Consider the following 18,109-nt stretch of genomic DNA (forward strand, 5'->3'; position numbering starts at 1 on the left):
GCCCTCAGGGTTCACCGCCTGCCTGCTACGTCGCGGTGGAGCGGAACCTGCGTAGCCGCAGGCTGTTGCTGACCACGAAGACCGAGGAGAAGGCCATCGCGGCGCCGGCCAGCATCGGGTTCAGCAGGCCCGCCGCCGCCAGCGGCAGGGCGGCCACGTTGTAGGCGAACGCCCAGAACAGGTTGCCCTTGATGGTGCCGAGGGTCTTGCGGGACAGGCGGATCGCGTCCGCCGCGGCCCGCAGGTCCCCGCGGACCAGGGTCAGGTCGCTGGCCTCGATCGCGACGTCGGTGCCGGTGCCCATCGCCAGGCCGAGGTCGGCCTGGGCGAGGGCGGCCGCGTCGTTGACGCCGTCGCCGACCATCGCGACGACCCGGCCCTCGGCCTGCAGTCGCTTGACGGTCTCGACCTTGTCCTGCGGGAGCACCTCGGCGATCACCTCGTCGATCCCGACCTGGTCGGCGATGGTGCGCGCCGCGGCGGCGTTGTCGCCGGTGAGCATGATCGGGGTCAGTCCCAGCGCCCGCAGCTGCTCGATCGCCTCGGCGGAGGTGGCCTTGACCGCGTCCGCGACCACGAGCACGCCGCGAGCCTGGCCGTCCCAGCCGACCGCGACGGCGGTCTTGCCTGCGGATTCGGCTGCGCGCATGGCCGTTTCGAGTTCGGCGGTCAGCGGCTGCGCCCAGTCCGCCAGCAGGCGGGCCCGGCCCACGATCACCGCGTGGCCGTCGACGATGCCCTGCACGCCCAGGCCCTCGATGTTGGCGAACTCGGCCACGGCGGGAAGCTCGCCGGCCGCGTTCCCCGTCGCTGCGCCCGCCGCGACCCGCTCGCGGGCGCCCTTGGCGATCGCCTGCGCGATCGGGTGCTCGGAGGAGTCCTCGAGCGCCCCGGCCAGCCGCAGCAGCTCGTCGGCGTCCACGCCCTCGCCCGCGACGACGTCCTGCAGGGTCATCTTGCCGGTGGTGACGGTGCCGGTCTTGTCCAGCACCACGGTGTCCACGCGCCGGGTGGACTCGAGCACCTCGGGTCCCTTGATCAGGATGCCGAGCTGCGCGCCGCGGCCGGTGCCGACCATGAGGGCGGTCGGTGTGGCCAGGCCAAGGGCGCACGGGCAGGCGATGATGAGCACGGCGACGGCGGCGGTGAAGGCGGCGGCGATCGAGCCGCCGGTGCCGATCCAGTAGCCCAGGGTCGCCACCGACAGGGCGATCACGATCGGGACGAATATCCCGGAGATCTTGTCCGCCAGGCGCTGAGCCTGGGCCTTGCCGGTCTGCGCGTCCTCGACCAGCTTCGCCATCTGCGCGAGCTGGGTGTCCGAACCGATCCTGGTGGCGCGCACCACGATCCGGCCGCCCACGTTCACCGTGGCGCCGACCACCGCATCGCCCGGTCCGACCTCGACCGGAACGGATTCGCCGGTCAGCATCGCGGCGTCGACCGCGGACGAACCCTCGGTCACCTCGCCGTCGGTGGCGATCTTCTCGCCGGGACGCACGATGAACTCGTCGCCGACGGCGAGCTGGTCGACGGGGATGCGCTGTTCGACCCCGCCGCGCAGCACCGAGACCTCCTTGGCGCCGAGCTCGAGCAGGGCGCGCAGCGCCGCCCCGGCGCGACGCTTGGACCTGGCCTCGAAGTAGCGGCCCGCGAGGATGAACGTGGTCACGCCCGCCGCGGCCTCGAGGTAGATGTTGCCCGCGCCGTCGGTGCGGGAGATGGTCAGCTCGAACGGGTGCGTCATGCCGGCCACGCCTGCGGTGCCCCAGAACAGTGCGTACAGCGACCAGCCGAGGGCCGCGAGGGTGCCCATCGACACGAGGGTGTCCATGGTGGCGGCGCCGTGCCGCAGGTTGGTCCAGGCGGCCTTGTGGAACGGCCATGCGCCCCAGACCACGACGGGCGCGGCGAGGGTCAGCGAGAGCCACTGCCAGTTGGTGAACTGCAGCGCCGGGACCATCGCCATCGCGATCACCGGGATGCTCAGCACCGCCGAGATCAGCAGGCGGCGGCGCAGGGCCGCGGTCGGGTCGTCCTCCGCCGATGCGGCGGCGCCGGGGGCCGTGCTCGCGGGGGTCGGCAGGGTGGCGCTGTAGCCGGCCTGCTCGACGGCCGCGACCAGCTCCTCGGCAGTCACGTCGCCGTCGATGTCGACCCGGGCCTTCTCCGTCGCGTAGTTGACGGTGGCGCGCACCCCGTCGATCTTGTTGAGCTTGCGCTCGATGCGGGCCGCGCAGGACGCGCAGGTCATGCCGCCGATCAGCAACTCGACCTGTCCGTCGGCCGGCGCGTGCGTGACGGGGTTCATCGTGACTCCTCTCCGGTGAGACTGTCAGTGTCCGTGGCCGCCGGTGGCGGGCCGGGGTGCGGCCGGTGCGGCCTGCTCGGTGGTACCCGTCGCGACGGTGAATTCCGCTGTGCGGACCACGTTCTCGTGCTGGAAGTCGAGGTACAGGCGGTAGCTGCCGTCGCTCGGGGCCTGGGCGTGGAAGGTGATGTCCGGTCCGGGCGCGGTGACGCCGTCGCCGGGCTCGCCCTGCGGGTGCACGTGCAGGTACGCGAGGTCGCCGGCGCGCAGTGCGACCAGGTGGCCGTAGGCGCCGAGGTACGGCTGCAGGTCGGTGACGGGCCTGCCGTCCTTGGCCACCGTCAGGGTGAGCGGTCCGCCCTCGGTGGTCAGGTCGCCGCCCAGCGTGACCCGGTAGCCGTCGACCTCCGCGACCTGCGACGGGGCGGGTAGCGGGGTGGGGGCGAGGTCGCCTGCGACATCGACGTTGCGGCCGAGGGTGAGCTGGCCGGGACCGCCGCTGGGCTGGAAGTCGGCGAACACCCGGTAGGTGCCGCCGCGGGCCCAGGTCCAGTCGATGGACCAGGTGCCGTCCGCGCCCAGGGTCGGGTGCACGTGCCGGAACCCGCTGGTGTCGGTGCGGACCGCGATCAGGTGCAGCTGCTTCTCGTGCAGCTCGTCGAACGCGGTGACCGGCGCGCCGTCGGGTCCGACGATCCGGAAGGTCAGGGCGCCGGGCTGGTTCGCGGCGGCCGGGGCGGCGATCTCCGACAGGGTGTACCCCTGCTCCGCGACCTGCAGGCCGGCGGGTGTCGCGGCCTCGGCGTGACCGGCGTCGGCGGCGGCTTCGTGGGTGGCGTGGTCGCTGGTCACGTCCGTGGGGGTGCCGGTTGCGGCGCCGAGGCCGAGGGCCGCCGTGAAGACCACGGCGAGGCCCCCGGCGTACCCGGCAAGTTTGGTTGCGGTGTTCACGGCCGGACCTGTGCGGGTGCGGCCGTGTACCCGGCCTCGTCGACGGCGTCGATCACGGCGGCGTCCACGAGGGGGGCGGTGCTGGTGATAGTGAGACGGCCCGAGGGGACATCGACATCGATCGCGGTGATCCCGTCGATCTTGCCGACCTCCTCGCGCACCGAACTCGCGCAGTGGCCGCAGGTCATGCCGGTGACGGTGTAGTTCGCGATGGTGGTCATGTCGGTCTCCTTCTCTCATTCTGCCCTATACCAATGGGGGGTAGGGGCTCTTGCAGAGACGAACATACCCCTGGGGGGTAGGCGATGCAAGAAGGAGCCCCGGCCGCGACGGCATACCGAGTGGGGGTATATATCGGAGCCCCGACGGTCGGCGGGAACTGCCTGGTGGGATGGGTGCGCCGGTTGTGCGGGCGCCGCGTGGCGTGGTGGAGATCACGGGGCGCTGCCGGTACGTGGTGACTGTCGTACGCCTGCGGCGCACTGTCGCACCGCCTGTGTACGGTCCGGGCATGGCAACGCCCAACGATTTCGACGCCCTCGGTCCGGTCCTGCTCGTCACCGGCGACAGCAGTTCCAGCATCATCTACTCGCCCGGCGGCCCGGAGTATCACCAGCACCGGTCGGCATTGGAGGCGCACGGCATCGAGGGCTCCGGATACGACTTCACCGGCGCTCTTCGCGCGGTACTCACCGACCAGGCCCCCGCCACTCTCGGCGCGGTCGGATTCGATCCGGAGGCCGGAATGGTGAGCGTCTACGGCGACGATCTCGACGCACTGCTCGTCGCGGCGAGGACCCTGCGCACCCTGGTGCTGGACGCGGACGCCCTCGGCGCCGCGCTGACCCGCGCCGTCGAACTCGGCCTCGACGACGACTAGACCGGGCCCGCGGATCGCCCGCCGGTCGGCATTGTCGCGCGGCGGCAGTCGTCAGCGCCCGGCGTCGCCCTCGCCGGCCAGCGCGAACAGCCCGTCGTCGGTCTGCTCGACCAGCCCGTCCACGAGCAACGAGTCCAGTGCCCGGTCCCGCTGTGCGGGGTCGGTCGTCCACGCCAGGTCCAGGCGCGCGCGTTCGACGGGCCCGTGGCTCTCGCGCAGCACGTCCATCAGTCGTCCACGCACCTGGCGGTCGGTGCCCGCGAACTTCTGCACCTTGCGCGGGGGACCGGTGTGCTCGGGGCGGCCCGCATCGACCCAGGCGCACTCGGTCAGCGGGCAACGGCCGCAGTCGGCGTTGCGTGCGGTGCAGACGGTCGCACCCAGCTCCATGAGAGCGGCCGAGAACACCGCGGCTCTCGCCCTGGCGCGGGGGAGCAGCGCCTGGGCGTCGGCCAGGTCGCGGGTGGTGGACGGGCTGCCCGGCTCGGCCGCACCGTGTACGGCGCGGGCGATCACGCGGCGAACGTTGGTGTCCACCACGGGAACTCGCTGTCCGTAGGCGAAGCACGCGACCGCACGAGCGGTGTACGCGCCGATCCCCGGTAGGCCGAGCAGGACGTCCACGTCGGCGGGGACCGCGTCCCCGTGCTCGGTGGCCAGCACTCGCGCGCACTCGTGCAGCCGAAGTGCCCTGCGCGGGTAACCGAGCTTGCCCCAGGCGCGCAGCACCTCGGCCTGGCTCGACGCGGCCATCGCCGACGGCACGGGCCAGCGTTCCACCCACTGCTCCCAGATCGGCGCCACCCGGACGACGGGTGTCTGCTGCAGCATGATCTCGCTCATGAGGATCTGCCAGGCGGTCACCTCCTCGCGCCGCCACGGCAGGTCTCGCCCCTCCTGCTCGAACCAGCGGATCAGTGCGGAGGAATTCACCGGATCGTCATGCCCTCTCGTCGCGGTTTTGCCAGGTCGCCGTGAAAGCGTCTTTGTGGCCAGGTGCACAATGGCTGGCATGCCAAACTCCAACCCGATTTCGGCCTGGAAGTCCCTCAAGCAGGGTAACGACCGCTTCGTCAACGGCGCCTCGCTGCACCCGAGCCAGGGCATTGCCGACCGAGCCAAGCTCGTCTCCGAACAGCACCCCACCGCCGTGCTGTTCGGCTGCGGTGACTCCCGCGTGGCCGCGGAGATCATCTTCGACCAGGGCCTCGGCGACATGTTCGTGGTCCGCACGGCCGGTCACGTCGTCGACAGCTCCGTGCTCGGCTCGATCGAGTACGCCGTCGACATCCTCAACGTCCCGCTGATCGTCGTGCTCGGCCACGACAACTGCGGCGCGGTCGCGGCCACCCTCAAGGCGCTCGACCGCGGCGAGGTTCCCGGTGGATTCATCCGCAGCATCGTCGAGCGGGTGGCGCCGTCGATCCTGATGGGCCGCAACGAGGGCCTGAACACCGTCGACGAGCTCGAGGGCAGGCACGTCGTCGAGACCGGATCCCTGCTGATGGACCGCTCGCGGATCATCGCGGAGCGGGTCGCCAACGGCACCTGCGCGATCGTCGGCGTCACGTACGCGCTCTCCGACGGAGGCATCAAGCTGCGCGGCGCGGTCGGTGAGATCGGCGAGGTCGTCGACGAGGTTGCGACCGCCTGATCGTCGCCGTGTGAGCGACACGCCGGACCTGGTGGGCGATGGTGTCGACGCGGGCACCTACCGTGGTATCCGTGTTGGAACCCTCCGGGCCGCTGCCCCCCGAGATCTACCAGCGACGCCGCATGCTTGCGCTCGGCGTGGCGGTGGTCGCGTTGATCGTTGTGGTGTTGATCGTCACCTCGCTTCGCGGCGGTGGCGACGACAATCCGTCCGCGGAAGCCGCGGCCGCGAGTTCCTCCCTGACCTCGACGTCGACCTCCGCCACGTCGACCTCCGCCGACGCCGGCTCCGGCTCGGTCTCGACCGGCGCGGACGATCACGCATCGGGGTCCTCGGTTCCGGCCGCGACCCCGGTGTCGGGGGCGGCGGTGCCCGCCGGGCAGTGCCCCGACAACTCCCTGGCGATCAAGGTCAGCTCCGACCAGCCGAACTACCCGGCGGGAACGGAGCCGTCGTTCGGCATCGTCGTCACCAACATCGGCAACGCTCCCTGTGATCGCGATCTCGGCGCAGGCATGCAGCAGGTGATGGTCTACACCCTCGACGGGCAGAAGCGGCTGTGGTCGAACACCGACTGCTTCCCGAACGCCGCTGCCGACGTGCGAACCCTCAAGCCAGGGGAGCAGGCCGCGTTCACGGTCAAGTGGTCGGGCGCGACCTCGGAGCCGGGCTGCACCGCGCCGCGGAACCCGGTCGGCCCCGGTGCCTACACGGTGGTCGGTCAGCTCGGCGCCCTGCGCAGCACGCCGGAGCCGTTCAACCTGGGCTGACGGGCCTCCGGGGCCTGTGCGTGATCGGCACCCCAGGGAGGGTGGAAATCACGCACAGCGCGGAGCGCTCAGTCGAACGGGCCGGTGATCGAGGTCTCGGCGAGCCGGGACAGGCCTTCGCGGATGTGCCGGGCCCACAGGCCGCCGATGCCCTCCACCGACTGCAGGTCGGCGGCGGTCGCGGCGAGGAGGCCCTGCAGCGTGCCGAACGAGCCGACCAGCCGGTGCACCTGGTGGAACTGCAAGCGCGGTACCCGTGCGAGCACCCGGTACCCGCGCGGGCTCATCGGGGAGTCGAGCGCCTCGATCGTCGCGGGGAAGCCGAGCGCGCGGGCCAGCGTCGTCAGGTCCAGCAGGTCCGCATCGGTGAGCTTGTCGAGCGCGGCGAGGGCCTTCTCGACCGCCTCGGTCGTCGGCTGCCCGGACCCGGCCAGGTAGTCGCGGACCACCAGCTGCCGCGCCACGTCGTTGTCGCCGACCAGCTCCTCGAGCTGCAGCGCCAACTGCCTGCCGTCGGTGCCGAGCTCGAGCACGTCGCGTTCGATCTCCACCGACACGCGGCGCACCATCTCCAGACGCTGCACGACGGTCAGCGCGTCGCGCAGTGTGACGAAGTCCTCGATCTCGACGACCGAGAGCGCGTTGGTGACCTCGGTCAGGCGCGACTTGTAGCGCTCGAGGGTGGCGACCGCCTGGTTCGCGCGGGAGAGAATCGTCGCGGAACCGTCCAGCACGTGCCGGACCCCTCCGACGTAGACGCTGACGATGCTCATCGACTGGCTGACCGACACCACCGGGTAGCCGGTCTGAATGGCCGTGCGTTCCGCCGCGCGGTGCCGTGTGCCGGACTCGACGGTCGGAATCTTGTAGTCGGGCACCAGTTGCACGTTGGCGCGGACGATCCGAGTGCCGTCGGTGGAGAGCACCACGGCGCCGTCCATCTTCGACAGCTCGCGGAGTCGGGTCGGCGCGAACTCGACGTCGAGTTCGAAGCCGCCGTCGCAGAGTTCCTCGATCTCCTCGTCGTATCCCAGCACGATGAGGGCGCCGGTGCGGCCGCGCAGAATTCGCTCGAGTCCGTCCCGCAGTTCGGTGCCCGGCGCCAGCCGCGCCATCGTCTCGCGCAGCGTGGCCGCGGTGTCTTCCATCGCCGTCCCCCTGCTCGTCGACCCTCGCGGCCCCGTTCCGATGTGCGGGGAGCCGGTGACCCCACGCGCAATTCCCGCGGTTAGCCTACCTATCCATGAGTAGTACCTGGACTTTGCCCGATGATCTCGAACTCCCGACCCGTCCCGACTCCTTCCCGGCGCCGGGCGAGGCACTGCCCCAGCACTGGTCGAAGTGCTTCGGCTGCGGCGACGACCAGCCCAGCGGCATGGCCATGGTGTTCGTCGCGGAGGAGGGCATCGAGGTGTCCGGTCGGTTGACGGTCGTCAACCGCTACCAGGGCGGACCGGGGGTCATTCACGGTGGCATCCTGTCCACCGCGTTCGACGAGGTGCAGGGCATGGCGTGCATGCTGCTCGGCGGGCCGGTGGTGACCGGGCACCTGGAGATCGACTTCGCCCGGCCGATTCCGCTCGGTTCGGTGCTCGAGTTCCGGGCCCGGATCGACGGCATGGTCCGGCGCAAGGTCTACACGAGCTCGGAGGCCCGTGTCGTGGAGGGCCCGGCGGCGAGCGATGAGGTGGTCGCCACCTCGCGCGGACTGTTCCTGACCATCGACCCCGAGCACTTCACCCCGATGGCAGAGTTCGTCGACGGCGTCCCCGATTCCCCGTTCGGTCGGTCCACCCTCTAGGGGTCAGCGGGCGGGCAACACCCGCAGCGCCTCGGCGACGTTCCCGACCTCGGTCACCCTGATCCCGGCGGGGACCGGGCCCGGGTCGCGGGGCACCACCGCGTGGGTGAAACCCAACCGGTGCGCCTCGGCCAGTCGGCGGCCGGTTCCCGTGACCCGCCGGACCTCGCCGGCCAGCCCGACCTCGCCGAGTACGACGAGCCCGGACGGCAGCGAGACGTCCTTCGACGCCGACGCGACCGCCAGCGCGAGGGCCAGGTCGGCGGACGGTTCGGTGACCCGCATGCCCCCGACCGTGGCCGCGTACACCTCGCGGTCGGACAGTTTGACGTTGTGTCGCCGCTCGAGCACCGCGAGGACCATCGACACGCGGGCAGCGTCCATACCGCTGACCGCCCGTCGCGGCGAGGGGTTGTGGGTGGGCGCGACCAGGGCCTGCACCTCGCCGAGCAGCGGCCGTTTGCCGTCCATGGTGACGGTGACGGCGGTGCCGGGCACCGCGTCGTCGCGGTGGTGCAGGAACAGCCCGGACGGGTCGCTGACGCAGGCGATGCCGTCCTCGCGCAGCTCGAAGCAGCCCACCTCGTCGGCCGCGCCGAACCGGTTCTTGACCCCGCGCACCATCCGGAGGGTGGAGTGCTTGTCGCCCTCGAAGTGCAGCACGACGTCGACGAGGTGTTCGAGCGAGCGCGGTCCGGCGACGGCGCCGTCCTTGGTGACGTGCCCGATGAGGAGGACCGGGATGCCGCTGGTCTTGGCCAGCGTCGTCAGCGCGCTCGTGATGGCGCGGACCTGGGTGACGCCGCCGACCACGCCCTCGACGTCGGCGGCGAGCATGGTCTGCACCGAGTCGACGATCAGCAGGGTCGGTCGGACCTGCTCGACGTGGCCGAACACGGTTGCGAGGTCGGACTCGGCGGCCAGGTACACCCGGTCGTGAACCGAATTGGTGCGGTCGGCCCGCAGCCGGACCTGGCCCGCGGACTCCTCCCCGGTGACGTACAGCGAGCGCTCCTGCGGGTCGCGCTGCGCCCAGCGGTGCACGACCTCGAGCAGCAGGGTGGACTTGCCGACGCCGGGCTCACCGGCGAGCAGCACCACCGAGCCGGGGACCAGCCCGCCGCCGAGTACCCGGTCGAGTTCCGAGACCCCGGTGGGCTTCGCCTGGTTCGAGGTTCCGCTGATCTCGGTGATCGGGGTGGCGGGCGAGCTGGGTACCAGCGCGGCGCCACTGCGGGCGCCGGTCGCGCCCGGTCTGCTCGCGACTGCGGCGAGCACCGGGGCCTCCTCGACGGATCCCCAGGTGTCGCACTCGGGGCAGCGACCGACCCATTTCGCCATCAGGTGCTGACAGGCCGAACAGCGGTAGCTGGTTTTGGGTTTCGCCACGGGGGCAGCCTAGGGGGAGGATCCGACAGCGGCGGCGCGACCGTTCCAGGCCGCTGCCCGTTCGTGTTCCGTCGGCCGGCTGCGACGCGGGAAGGAGTACCGGACTGAGTCGAAACAGCACTGGCAAATGCCCCGCAGTTCATCCAGCTTCTCAACCAGCCCGCGGCGCCGAAGAAGTAGCGCCCAACAGAGAACGACCCCCGACCGGATGGTCGGGGGTCGTTCTCGATTGCAGCTGTCGGGTCAGTGACCGCCGCCGTGCGGCTCCGAGCCCGCGGTGCCCGACTTGGCGGACTCGTGGCGTTCGGTGTTCGGGCCCGCGTCGACAGGAACCTGCACCGTGATGTCACCCGCGTGCTCGAAGGTGAAGGTGACCGGCACGGTCAGACCGGGGCGCACGCCCTCCTTGATCCCGTCGAGGGTGACCAGCACGAGCTGGGTCGGCTCCTCGGGGTTGTCCAGCACGGTGGCGGCGCGGACGCCGGCGCCGAGGGAGGTCTGCGGGTCGATCACGCGACCGCCCACCTCGCCGGCGATCGTGACCGACTTGGCGTAGTCGGTGGTGATCCGGCCGAGTCGCTCGGACCGCTGCTCGTCGTTGTTCACCGCGGTGAACGCGAGGGCGGCGGTGCCGCCCGGCTCGAGGCTGTACTCCTCGCTCTGCGGGAAGAGGATGTGCACGTTGCGCAGCGAGATGTCGCCTTGGTTCGCGTAGTTACCGTTGACCGCGGCGACCTGGGTCGCGGTCTGGGTGATTTGGCCCGCGCTGCAGGCGGACAGCGAGATGGCCGCGGCTGCGGCCAGGGCAACGGCGGTGGCGACTCGGCGAGTCGACGCATTCAGGGCTGTCACGGGTTGTCCTCCACGGCATCGGGTCGTAGCTCCACTAGGCAGAGTAGTAGTCAGATCCCGCGCACCGATCCCCGGGTCGTTCTTCGGCAGGTCGCGTCGCGCACCGGAGCGTCGAATTGTGGGGCCATTCGGTCGGTTTGGGCGCTCGAGGATGCACGTTCAGGTCTCCCTGTCAAGCCCTCCTACCGCCCCGCTGTGCCCCTGACCAGCGGCGTTGGAACCACTGCCGCGAGAACCCGTGTTAAACTGGGCAGATCGAAAGGGGCACGGGACAGATGATTTTTAAGGTCGGAGACACCGTCGTATACCCCCACCACGGAGCGGCGCTGATCGAGGCAATCGAAACTCGCACCATCAAGGGTGAACAAAAGGAATACCTCGTGCTGAAGGTCGCCCAGGGCGACCTCACCGTTCGGGTTCCCGCAGACAACGCCGAGTACGTCGGCGTTCGTGATGTCGTGGGCCAGGAGGGGCTGGACAAGGTCTTCCAGGTGCTCCGCGCACCGCACACCGAGGAGCCGACCAACTGGTCGCGTCGGTACAAGGCGAACTTGGAGAAGCTCGCGTCGGGTGACGTGAACAAGGTGGCCGAGGTCGTGCGTGACCTGTGGCGTCGCGAGCAGGATCGCGGGCTTTCCGCAGGCGAGAAGCGGATGTTGGCCAAGGCTCGGCAGATCCTCGTCGGCGAGCTCGCGCTCGCGGAGGGCACCGACGACGCCAAGGCCGAGACCATTCTCGACGAGGTTCTCGCCGCGGCGTCCTAGCGGAAATGGCTGAAGTGACAGACCCGGTCGACGTGAATGGCGGAGGCCGGGTCGTTGCGTTGGTGCCGGCCGCCGGTCAGGGGGTGCGGCTCGGGGAGGGCCTCCCCAAGGCGTTCGTGACGTTGGGCGGGCGAACCCTGCTGCAACTGTCTGTGGACGGACTGCTGGCGTCCGGCGCGGTGGACCGGGTGGTCGTGATCGTGCCCGAGGACCGCGTCGCCGATGTTCGAGCCGAGCTGCCCGACGGCGTCGACGTGGTCGCCGGTGGGGTGGAGCGCACCGACTCGGTACGTGCGGGCATTGCCGCCGCGTCCGACGCGGACCTGCTGCTCGTGCACGACGCGGCGCGAGCGCTGACGCCGCCGTCGCTCATCGCCCGGGTGGTGGCGGAACTACGCGCCGGCCGCGAGGCCGTGGTGCCCGCCCTGCCGGTGGCGGACACGATCAAGACGGTGGACCTGCTCGGCGTCGTCACCGGCACGCCGCACCGCTCCGACCTGCGTGCGATCCAGACGCCGCAGGGATTCGAGGCCGGGCTGCTGCGCCGGGCGTACGCGGACGCCGCTGCGGCCACCGACGACGCGGGCCTGGTCGAGCGCCTCGGCGCGCGGGTCCGGACCATCGCGGGCGAGCCGCTCGCCTTCAAGATCACCACGCCGCTCGACCTTGCGCTGGCCAGGGCCGTGGTCGACGACCGAGATTTGATCGAAGAGTAGGAGTGCGCGGAGTGCGTGTGGGTATCGGTACCGACGTTCATCCGATCGAGGCGGGCCGGCCCTGCTGGATTGCGGGACTGTTGTTCGAGGGCGAGGACGGCTGCGCGGGTCACTCGGACGGGGACGTCGCCGCCCACGCGCTCTGCGACGCGCTGCTGTCGGCGGCAGGTCTCGGCGATCTCGGGTCGGTGTTCGGCACCGGCCGCCCTGAGTGGGACGGGGCCAGCGGCGCAGACCTGCTCGGCGAGGTGCGCCGCCTGCTCGAGGCCGAGGGGCTGACCATCGGGAACGCGGCAGTACAGGTGATCGGGAACCGCCCGAAGATCGGCCCGCGCCGGCTCGAGGCCCAGTCCGCGTTGAGTGGCGTTCTCGGCGCACCGATCTCGGTCTCCGCGACCACTACCGACGGGCTCGGACTGACCGGGCGCGGCGAGGGCATCGCCGCCGTCGCGACCGCGCTGGTACTTCCCGCCGGTTCGGACCGGTAAGATCGCACGTCGTGACCCTGCGCCTATTCGACACCGAGACGCGGGCCCTGCGTGACTTCGTTCCGCTGGCCCCCGGACACGCGTCGATCTATCTGTGTGGGGCCACCGTCCAGGGTGACCCGCACATCGGTCACGTCCGCAGCGGCGTGGCCTTCGACGTGCTGCGGCGCTGGCTGTTGGCGCACGACTACGATGTCGCCTTCGTCCGGAACGTCACCGACATCGACGACAAGATCCTGAACAAGGCCGCCGAGGCGGGCCGCCCGTGGTGGGAGTGGGCGGCGACCTACGAGCGCTCGTTCACTTGGGCCTACGAGCAACTCGGTGTGCTGCCCCCGTCGGCGGAGCCGCGCGCGACCGGTCACGTCACCCAGATGGTCGAGATGATGCAGCGGCTGATCGAGGCCGGGCACGCCTACGCCGCGGCCGGCGACGTGTACTTCGACGTGCGGAGCTGGAAGAACTACGGCGCGCTGTCCGGGCACAAGCTCGAGGACGTGCACCAGGGTGAGAGCGTCGCCGAGGGCAAGCGCGACCCGCGTGACTTCACGCTGTGGAAGGCGGAGAAGCCGGGGGAGCCGTCCTGGCCGACGCCGTGGGGGCGTGGCAGGCCGGGCTGGCACCTCGAGTGCTCCGCGATGGCCGAGGCGTACCTGGGCCCGGAGTTCGACATTCACTGCGGTGGGCTGGATCTGGTGTTCCCGCACCACGAGAACGAGCTCGCGCAGAGCCGGGCCGCGGGGGACGGCTTCGCGCGCTACTGGCTGCACAACGGCTGGGTGACCATGGGCGGCGAGAAGATGTCCAAGTCCCTCGGCAACGTGCTGTCGGTACCCAACGTGCTGAAAAGAGTTCGGCCGCAAGAACTTCGGTTCTATCTCGGTGGGGCGCACTACCGATCCATGCTCGAGTACTCCGATCATGCGCTCGATGTCGCGGCGGAAACCTACCGTGGCATCGAGGCCTTCGTCCTCAAGACCCAGGAGCGGGCCGGCGACGTCCCCGTGGGGAAGTGGACCGAGGAGTTCGCCGCCGCTCTCGACGACGACCTCGGAGTGCCGAAGGCGCTGGCCGCGATTCACGGCAGGCGCACCGAGGGCAACAAGGCGCTCGACGCAGGCGACCTGGCCGCGGCCAGGGAGATCGCCGGGCAGGTGCGCGCGATGATGGGCATCCTCGGCGTGGATCCCCTCGACCCGCACTGGGTCGCGGAGTCGGCCGACGCGTCCGCCGCGCACGATGCGTTGGACGTGCTGGTCCGCGCGAACTTGAACGCGCGAGCGCGGGCGAAGGCCGACAAGGACTGGGCGGCCGCCGACGAGATCCGCGAGCGGCTCGCCGCGGCGGGCATCGCGGTCACCGACACCCCGAACGGGCCCGAATGGGCTCTCGACACGAACCACAACGAAGCAGGGCAGTGATGGCTGGCAATTCGAGCAGGCGCGGTGCGATCCGCAAGTCCGGCACCAAGAAGGGTCAGGTCACGGGCTCCGGCGGCAAGGGACGTCGCAGCCTCGAGGGCCGCGGCGCGACCCCGCCCGCGATCGAGCGGACCAAACATCCCGCGGCCAAGCGGGCGCGGGCGGCGGCGAGGGCCGAGAACGCCGGCCGTCCGGGCGGCAGCGCGCCGCGCGGGCGTGGCGGTTCGCCCCGCAAGGGCGACGACGGCCCGGAGAACGTGCTCGGCCGCAACCCCGTGCTCGAATGCCTGCGCGCCGGCGTCCCGGCGACCGCGCTGTACGTGGCGGTCGGCACCGAGAGCGACGACCGGCTCAAGGAGAGCGTGCAGATCGCCGCGGACAACGGGATCTCGATCCTCGAGGTGCCGCGCGGTGACCTGGACCGGATGAGCGCCAACGGTCTGCACCAGGGCGTCGCCCTGCAGGTGCCGCCGTACCGGTACGCCCACCCCGACGACCTCATCGCCGAGGCCCGCAAGCAGCAGGAACCGGCATTGCTGGTGGCGCTGGACAACATCACCGACCCGCGCAACCTCGGCGCGGTGGTGCGTTCGGTCGCCGCATTCGGCGGACACGGCGTGGTGATCCCGCAGCGCCGCAGCGCATCGGTCACCGCGGTGGCATGGCGGACCAGTGCGGGCGCGGCGGCCCGTCTGCCGATCGCCCAGGCCACCAACCTGACTCGCACCCTGAAGGACTGGGCCGACAAGGGCGTCCAGATCGTCGGGCTCGACGCGGGCGGCGACACCACTCTCGACACGTACGACGGCACCGGCCCGGTGGTGATCGTGGTCGGATCCGAGGGCAAGGGCCTGTCCCGGCTCGTCCGCGAGACCTGCGACACCATCCTCAGCATCCCGATGGCGGGCCCGGTCGAGTCCCTCAACGCGTCGGTGGCGGCCGGCGTCGTCCTCTCCGACATCGCCCGTCAGCGGAGGCGCTGACGCGCCCGTGCGTGAATGTCACCCAGGTGCGGTGACATTCACGCACAGTGCCTGACCAGGAGGTGTCCGTGGTCGACGGAGATGACCTGGGTCGAGGCGCGGAGTTCGATCCCACTGTGTGGCGGGAGTTCGGTAGGCCGCTGATCGGGCCGACGGGCACCGGACTCCTCGACGGGACGACCGTTGCGGTCAAGGACCTGTTCGACGTCGCCGGCCACCGGGTCGGGGCGGGCAACCCTGCCCGGCTCGCCGAATCGGCACCCGCGGCGCACACCGCGGCTGCGCCGGCCGCGCTGCTGGCCGCGGGTGCACGGATCGCGGGGATCGCCCGCACCGACGAGTTCGCTTACAGCCTGGCCGGAACCAACGCGCACTACGGAACCCCGCCGAACCCCGCCGCGCCGGACCGTATTCCCGGCGGGTCGAGTTCCGGGCCTGCCAGCGCGGTCGCGCTGGGAGCGGCCACGGTCGGCCTCGGCACCGACACCGCCGGATCGATCCGAGTCCCCGCCTCGTATCAGGGGCTCTACGGGATGCGTCCGACGCACGGCGCCGTGTCGACGGACGGGGTCGTCCCGCTGGCACCCTCCTTCGACACGGTCGGCTGGGTCGCCCGGGACCCGGCGACGCTGAGCGCGGTCGGTCGGGTGCTGCTGCCGGGCCGTGCGCGGCGGGCGTTCACGGGGGCGATCGTCTCCGACGACCTGTCGTCGTTCGCGTCGAGGCAGGTGCGGGCGGCGACGACGAGCGCGATCGCGGCGTGGTCGGGCGACCCGGGTCTGCCAACGGTCGAGCACCGGGCCCTCGACGTCGGCGAGCTGGCGGACGCGGTTCGCGACTTCCAGACCGTGCAGGGCTGGGAGGCATGGCGGGCGCACGGGCCGTGGGTCTCTCGGCACTGGGCCAGCCTGAACCCGGACGTGCGTTCGCGATTCGAGACGGCCGCGCGCTACACCGCCGACGACCACGAACGCGCGGTCGGCCGGCTGCGCCGGTTCGCCGCGGAGCTGGACCGATTTCTCGGCGAGGACCTGCTGTTGCTGCCGTCGGCGTCGTCGGTCGCACCGACCCGCGCGGAGGCGTCGCTCGGTGGCCCGGTCGTCGAGCGGGCCCGCGCCGCCACCTTCGCCCTCACCTGTATCGCCGGCGCCACCGGCCGCTGCGCGGTCAGCGTCCCGGTGCCGACCGCGGACGGAATTCCGGTGGGGCTCAGCGTCGTCGGACCTCGCGGTCGGGACCTGGACGTCCTGGACCTGGCGGTGCGCCTGGATCCGGTCAGTGGGCCCGGGCGAACCTGAGCGTGGCGCCGGGTACGAGTTGGGCCGCGGATCCCAGGTCGTCGTCCACGACCACCGCGATCACGGGGTAGCCGCCGGTCACGGGGTGGTCGGCCAGAAAGAGGACCGGCTGTCCGCTTGCCGGGACCTGCAGCGCGCCCGTCACCATGCCCTCGCTCGGCAGTTCGCCTCGGTCGGCACGCACCAGGGGCACCGGACCCGTGAGCCGCATGCCGATCCGGTTGCTGTCCTGCGACACCGTCCAGACCTGACCGAACAGGGTGTCGAGCGCCTCGGCCGCGAACATCGCGTTCCGGGGTCCGAGGCGCACGCGCAGCGTCGTGACCCCGACCGTCGGGGGCGGGGGGATGAGGTCCTCGGCGGGCCACTGCCGCGCCAGCTGCCCGATCGGGAGGTGATCGCCGGTGCGGATCGGCGCGGGTCCGAGTCCGGCGAGAGTGTCCGTCGACCGGCTGCCGAGGGTCGGCGCGGCGTCCACCCCGCCGCGCACGGCCAGGTAGCTGCGCAGGCCGTCCGTGGCGTGGCCGAGCGTCAGCACGTCGCCGTCGCACAGATGCGTTGCGCTGTAGTCGCCGCGCGGAACACCGTTGAGCAGCAAGGGGATCCGCGCTCCGGTCACCGCGACCGTCGCGTGTCCGTGGGCGCGGACGCGGAGGCCGCCGAGCGTCACCTCGAGGGTCGCTGCGGTGGGGTCGTTGCCCACCAGTCGGTTTGCGCTGTCGTGCGAACGTCGGTCGGCAGCGCCGGAGGTCCCGACACCCAGCGCCGCGAAGCCGGGCCGTCCCCGGTCCTGGACCGTAACCAGGATCCCGCCGCGCACGACCTCGAGCCAACTCACCCGACAATTGTCACCCATCGGCTTGGGGCGCCCGTAGCATCGGCGAATGTCGACCGCGACGCTCTACGGATTGGGAACTGCGATACCGCTGCTCGTCGGCGCGGCGGTGGGATTGCGCTTCGACCTGCCGCGGACCGTGCTCGCGGCGCTGATGGCCTTCGGCGCGGGCACCATGGTGGCGGCGGTGTCCACGGAGTTGTTCCAGCCCGCGTTCACGTCCGAGGGCGGTCTGATCGCGGGATCGGCGCTGATGGCCGGTGCGCTGGTGTACGTGGTCGCCGATCACCTCATCGAGAACAAACTCGGCGCCGCGGCGCTCGGCTGGGCGCTGATGCTCGGCTCGTTGCTGGACGGGATTCCGGAGAACACCGCGCTCGGTGTCTCGCTGGGCGGCGGGGGAGGGGTGGTGCTGCTCGTCGCGGTCGCGGTGGGCAACGTGCCCGAGGCGGTGGCGGGTGCGGCGTCGATGCGCAAGCAGCCGAACTTCGACGTGCGACGAGCGATGCTGCTGTGGACGGTCACCGCTGTCGTACTGGTGCTGGTGGTCGTCGCCGCGCACGCGGCGGCGGACAACATCCCGGACCGGTCCATCGCGGTGATCCAGGCGTTCGCGGGCGGGGCCACGATCGCGGTGCTCGCGGATTCGCTGATGCCCGAGGCCTACCGGGAGGGCGGCTGGTGGGTGGGGTTGTCCACGGCGCTCGGCTTCCTGGTCGCGTTCGCCCTCGGCGGGTAGTCGTAGCGACGACGGGCGCTCCGAACGGCCGCGGTTGACTTCGAGTGCACTCGAAGTTCTAGCGTTGCGGTCATGCAGCTGACCGAGACCGAGCCCCCGACCCCCGTTCGCGGCTGGCGTGAACTGCTCGGGCCCTCGTACCTCGGACCGATGGTCGTGCTGGCCGGCGGTGTCGCGCTCTACGCGATCAACATCTACCTGACGACCAGCCTGCTTCCGTCGGCGATCGACGAGATCGGAGGGGCGCGGTTCTATGC

At 71.3% G+C, this 18,109-nt stretch carries 19 protein-coding genes and 1 pseudogene; 12 read left to right on the top strand and 8 right to left on the bottom strand.

Annotated features, from left to right (window positions below; genetic code table 11):
• Window positions 1-25: 25 nt before the first annotated feature.
• From ACFXGJ_RS18985 to ACFXGJ_RS18995, 3 genes are read right to left on the bottom strand one after another with little or no spacing between them, the layout of a single operon-like run.
• Window positions 26-2,311 (bottom strand): heavy metal translocating P-type ATPase, encoded by a 2,286-nt coding sequence (locus ACFXGJ_RS18985; protein ID WP_378623195.1) that lies wholly within the window; start codon window positions 2,309-2,311, stop codon window positions 26-28.
• 24 nt (window positions 2,312-2,335) lie between these two features.
• On the bottom strand, window positions 2,336-3,262 hold the full coding sequence (locus ACFXGJ_RS18990) for a hypothetical protein (protein WP_378623197.1): 927 nt from the start codon (window positions 3,260-3,262) through the stop codon (window positions 2,336-2,338).
• Window positions 3,259-3,483: a heavy-metal-associated domain-containing protein gene (locus ACFXGJ_RS18995; protein ID WP_378623199.1), complete on the bottom strand. Its 225-nt coding sequence runs from the start codon at window positions 3,481-3,483 to the stop codon at window positions 3,259-3,261. The genes ACFXGJ_RS18990 and ACFXGJ_RS18995 overlap by 4 nt, the downstream gene beginning before the upstream one ends.
• Before the next feature lie 290 nt (window positions 3,484-3,773).
• Between ACFXGJ_RS18995 and ACFXGJ_RS19000 the strand changes: the two genes are divergently transcribed.
• Window positions 3,774-4,142, top strand: coding sequence for an Imm51 family immunity protein (locus tag ACFXGJ_RS19000; RefSeq protein ID WP_378623202.1), 369 nt, complete (start codon window positions 3,774-3,776; stop codon window positions 4,140-4,142).
• A 51-nt stretch (window positions 4,143-4,193) separates the two neighbouring features.
• Here the strand turns inward: ACFXGJ_RS19000 and ACFXGJ_RS19005 are convergent, their stop codons facing one another.
• Window positions 4,194-5,075 carry an A/G-specific adenine glycosylase gene (locus tag ACFXGJ_RS19005; protein ID WP_378623204.1) on the bottom strand — a complete coding sequence of 294 codons (882 nt, stop codon included), beginning with the start codon at window positions 5,073-5,075 and terminating at the stop codon, window positions 4,194-4,196.
• Window positions 5,076-5,154: 79 nt separating this feature from the next.
• On the opposite strand from ACFXGJ_RS19005, the gene ACFXGJ_RS19010 reads away from it, so the two are divergent.
• Both ACFXGJ_RS19010 and ACFXGJ_RS19015 read left to right on the top strand, forming a co-directional pair.
• Window positions 5,155-5,796: a carbonic anhydrase gene (locus tag ACFXGJ_RS19010; RefSeq protein WP_378623206.1), complete on the top strand. Its 642-nt coding sequence runs from the start codon at window positions 5,155-5,157 to the stop codon at window positions 5,794-5,796.
• A gap of 71 nt (window positions 5,797-5,867) precedes the next feature.
• Window positions 5,868-6,566: a hypothetical protein gene (locus tag ACFXGJ_RS19015; RefSeq protein ID WP_378623208.1), complete on the top strand. Its 699-nt coding sequence runs from the start codon at window positions 5,868-5,870 to the stop codon at window positions 6,564-6,566.
• 68 nt (window positions 6,567-6,634) lie between these two features.
• Here the strand turns inward: ACFXGJ_RS19015 and disA are convergent, their stop codons facing one another.
• On the bottom strand, window positions 6,635-7,714 hold the full coding sequence (gene disA, locus ACFXGJ_RS19020; protein WP_378623210.1) for a DNA integrity scanning diadenylate cyclase DisA: 1,080 nt from the start codon (window positions 7,712-7,714) through the stop codon (window positions 6,635-6,637).
• A 95-nt stretch (window positions 7,715-7,809) separates the two neighbouring features.
• Here disA and ACFXGJ_RS19025 point away from each other — a divergent pair, with 95 nt between their 5' ends.
• Window positions 7,810-8,367: a PaaI family thioesterase gene (locus ACFXGJ_RS19025; RefSeq protein WP_378623212.1), complete on the top strand. Its 558-nt coding sequence runs from the start codon at window positions 7,810-7,812 to the stop codon at window positions 8,365-8,367.
• Between the two features lie 3 nt (window positions 8,368-8,370).
• Here ACFXGJ_RS19025 and radA read toward each other — a convergent pair whose 3' ends face one another.
• Both radA and ACFXGJ_RS19035 read right to left on the bottom strand, forming a co-directional pair.
• Complete coding sequence (gene radA, locus ACFXGJ_RS19030) at window positions 8,371-9,756, bottom strand: DNA repair protein RadA (protein ID WP_378623214.1); 1,386 nt, start codon at window positions 9,754-9,756, stop codon at window positions 8,371-8,373.
• Between the two features lie 243 nt (window positions 9,757-9,999).
• Window positions 10,000-10,608 carry a hypothetical protein gene (locus tag ACFXGJ_RS19035; protein WP_378623216.1) on the bottom strand — a complete coding sequence of 203 codons (609 nt, stop codon included), beginning with the start codon at window positions 10,606-10,608 and terminating at the stop codon, window positions 10,000-10,002.
• A 275-nt stretch (window positions 10,609-10,883) separates the two neighbouring features.
• On the opposite strand from ACFXGJ_RS19035, the gene carD reads away from it, so the two are divergent.
• From carD to ACFXGJ_RS19065, 6 genes are all read left to right on the top strand, one after another.
• On the top strand, window positions 10,884-11,372 hold the full coding sequence (gene carD, locus ACFXGJ_RS19040) for an RNA polymerase-binding transcription factor CarD (RefSeq protein WP_378423458.1): 489 nt from the start codon (window positions 10,884-10,886) through the stop codon (window positions 11,370-11,372).
• A gap of 5 nt (window positions 11,373-11,377) precedes the next feature.
• Window positions 11,378-12,088: a 2-C-methyl-D-erythritol 4-phosphate cytidylyltransferase gene (gene ispD, locus ACFXGJ_RS19045; protein WP_378623218.1), complete on the top strand. Its 711-nt coding sequence runs from the start codon at window positions 11,378-11,380 to the stop codon at window positions 12,086-12,088.
• 11 nt (window positions 12,089-12,099) lie between these two features.
• Window positions 12,100-12,576, top strand: a complete 477-nt coding sequence (ispF, locus tag ACFXGJ_RS19050) for a 2-C-methyl-D-erythritol 2,4-cyclodiphosphate synthase (protein WP_378623220.1) — start codon at window positions 12,100-12,102, stop codon at window positions 12,574-12,576.
• An 11-nt stretch (window positions 12,577-12,587) separates the two neighbouring features.
• Window positions 12,588-13,997: a cysteine--tRNA ligase gene (gene cysS / locus ACFXGJ_RS19055; RefSeq protein WP_378623222.1), complete on the top strand. Its 1,410-nt coding sequence runs from the start codon at window positions 12,588-12,590 to the stop codon at window positions 13,995-13,997.
• Window positions 13,997-14,980, top strand: coding sequence for a 23S rRNA (guanosine(2251)-2'-O)-methyltransferase RlmB (gene rlmB / locus ACFXGJ_RS19060; protein WP_378623224.1), 984 nt, complete (start codon window positions 13,997-13,999; stop codon window positions 14,978-14,980). The genes cysS and rlmB overlap by 1 nt, the downstream gene beginning before the upstream one ends.
• Before the next feature lie 68 nt (window positions 14,981-15,048).
• A complete protein-coding gene (locus ACFXGJ_RS19065) occupies window positions 15,049-16,278 on the top strand; it encodes an amidase family protein (RefSeq protein ID WP_378623226.1) in 1,230 nt (409 codons plus the stop codon).
• Here the strand turns inward: ACFXGJ_RS19065 and ACFXGJ_RS19070 are convergent.
• A complete protein-coding gene (locus ACFXGJ_RS19070) occupies window positions 16,256-17,116 on the bottom strand; it encodes a biotin-dependent carboxyltransferase family protein (RefSeq protein WP_378623228.1) in 861 nt (286 codons plus the stop codon). The two genes, ACFXGJ_RS19065 and ACFXGJ_RS19070, sit on opposite strands and share 23 nt — an antisense overlap.
• A 46-nt stretch (window positions 17,117-17,162) precedes the next feature.
• On the opposite strand from ACFXGJ_RS19070, the gene ACFXGJ_RS19075 reads away from it, so the two are divergent.
• Window positions 17,163-17,852 carry a ZIP family metal transporter gene (locus ACFXGJ_RS19075; protein WP_378623230.1) on the top strand — a complete coding sequence of 230 codons (690 nt, stop codon included), beginning with the start codon at window positions 17,163-17,165 and terminating at the stop codon, window positions 17,850-17,852.
• Between the two features lie 72 nt (window positions 17,853-17,924).
• Window positions 17,925-18,109, top strand: a pseudogene (locus tag ACFXGJ_RS19080) (hypothetical protein); the annotation flags it as partial.

It is taken from the genome of Rhodococcus sp. NPDC059234 (assembly GCF_042754225.1).
Taxonomy (GTDB): domain Bacteria; phylum Actinomycetota; class Actinomycetes; order Mycobacteriales; family Mycobacteriaceae; genus Rhodococcus_G.

Coding starts and splice junctions, on each gene's coding strand:
- ACFXGJ_RS18985 (WP_378623195.1), bottom strand. CDS start 2,311: ATGAACCCCGTCACGCACGCGCCGGCCGACGGACAGGTCGAGTTGCTG.
- ACFXGJ_RS19025 (WP_378623212.1), top strand. CDS start 7,810: ATGAGTAGTACCTGGACTTTGCCCGATGATCTCGAACTCCCGACCCGT.
- ispD (WP_378623218.1), top strand. CDS start 11,378: ATGGCTGAAGTGACAGACCCGGTCGACGTGAATGGCGGAGGCCGGGTC.
- ACFXGJ_RS19000 (WP_378623202.1), top strand. CDS start 3,774: ATGGCAACGCCCAACGATTTCGACGCCCTCGGTCCGGTCCTGCTCGTC.
- ACFXGJ_RS18995 (WP_378623199.1), bottom strand. CDS start 3,483: ATGACCACCATCGCGAACTACACCGTCACCGGCATGACCTGCGGCCAC.
- carD (WP_378423458.1), top strand. CDS start 10,884: ATGATTTTTAAGGTCGGAGACACCGTCGTATACCCCCACCACGGAGCG.
- rlmB (WP_378623224.1), top strand. CDS start 13,997: ATGGCTGGCAATTCGAGCAGGCGCGGTGCGATCCGCAAGTCCGGCACC.
- disA (WP_378623210.1), bottom strand. CDS start 7,714: ATGGAAGACACCGCGGCCACGCTGCGCGAGACGATGGCGCGGCTGGCG.
- ACFXGJ_RS19010 (WP_378623206.1), top strand. CDS start 5,155: ATGCCAAACTCCAACCCGATTTCGGCCTGGAAGTCCCTCAAGCAGGGT.
- ACFXGJ_RS19075 (WP_378623230.1), top strand. CDS start 17,163: ATGTCGACCGCGACGCTCTACGGATTGGGAACTGCGATACCGCTGCTC.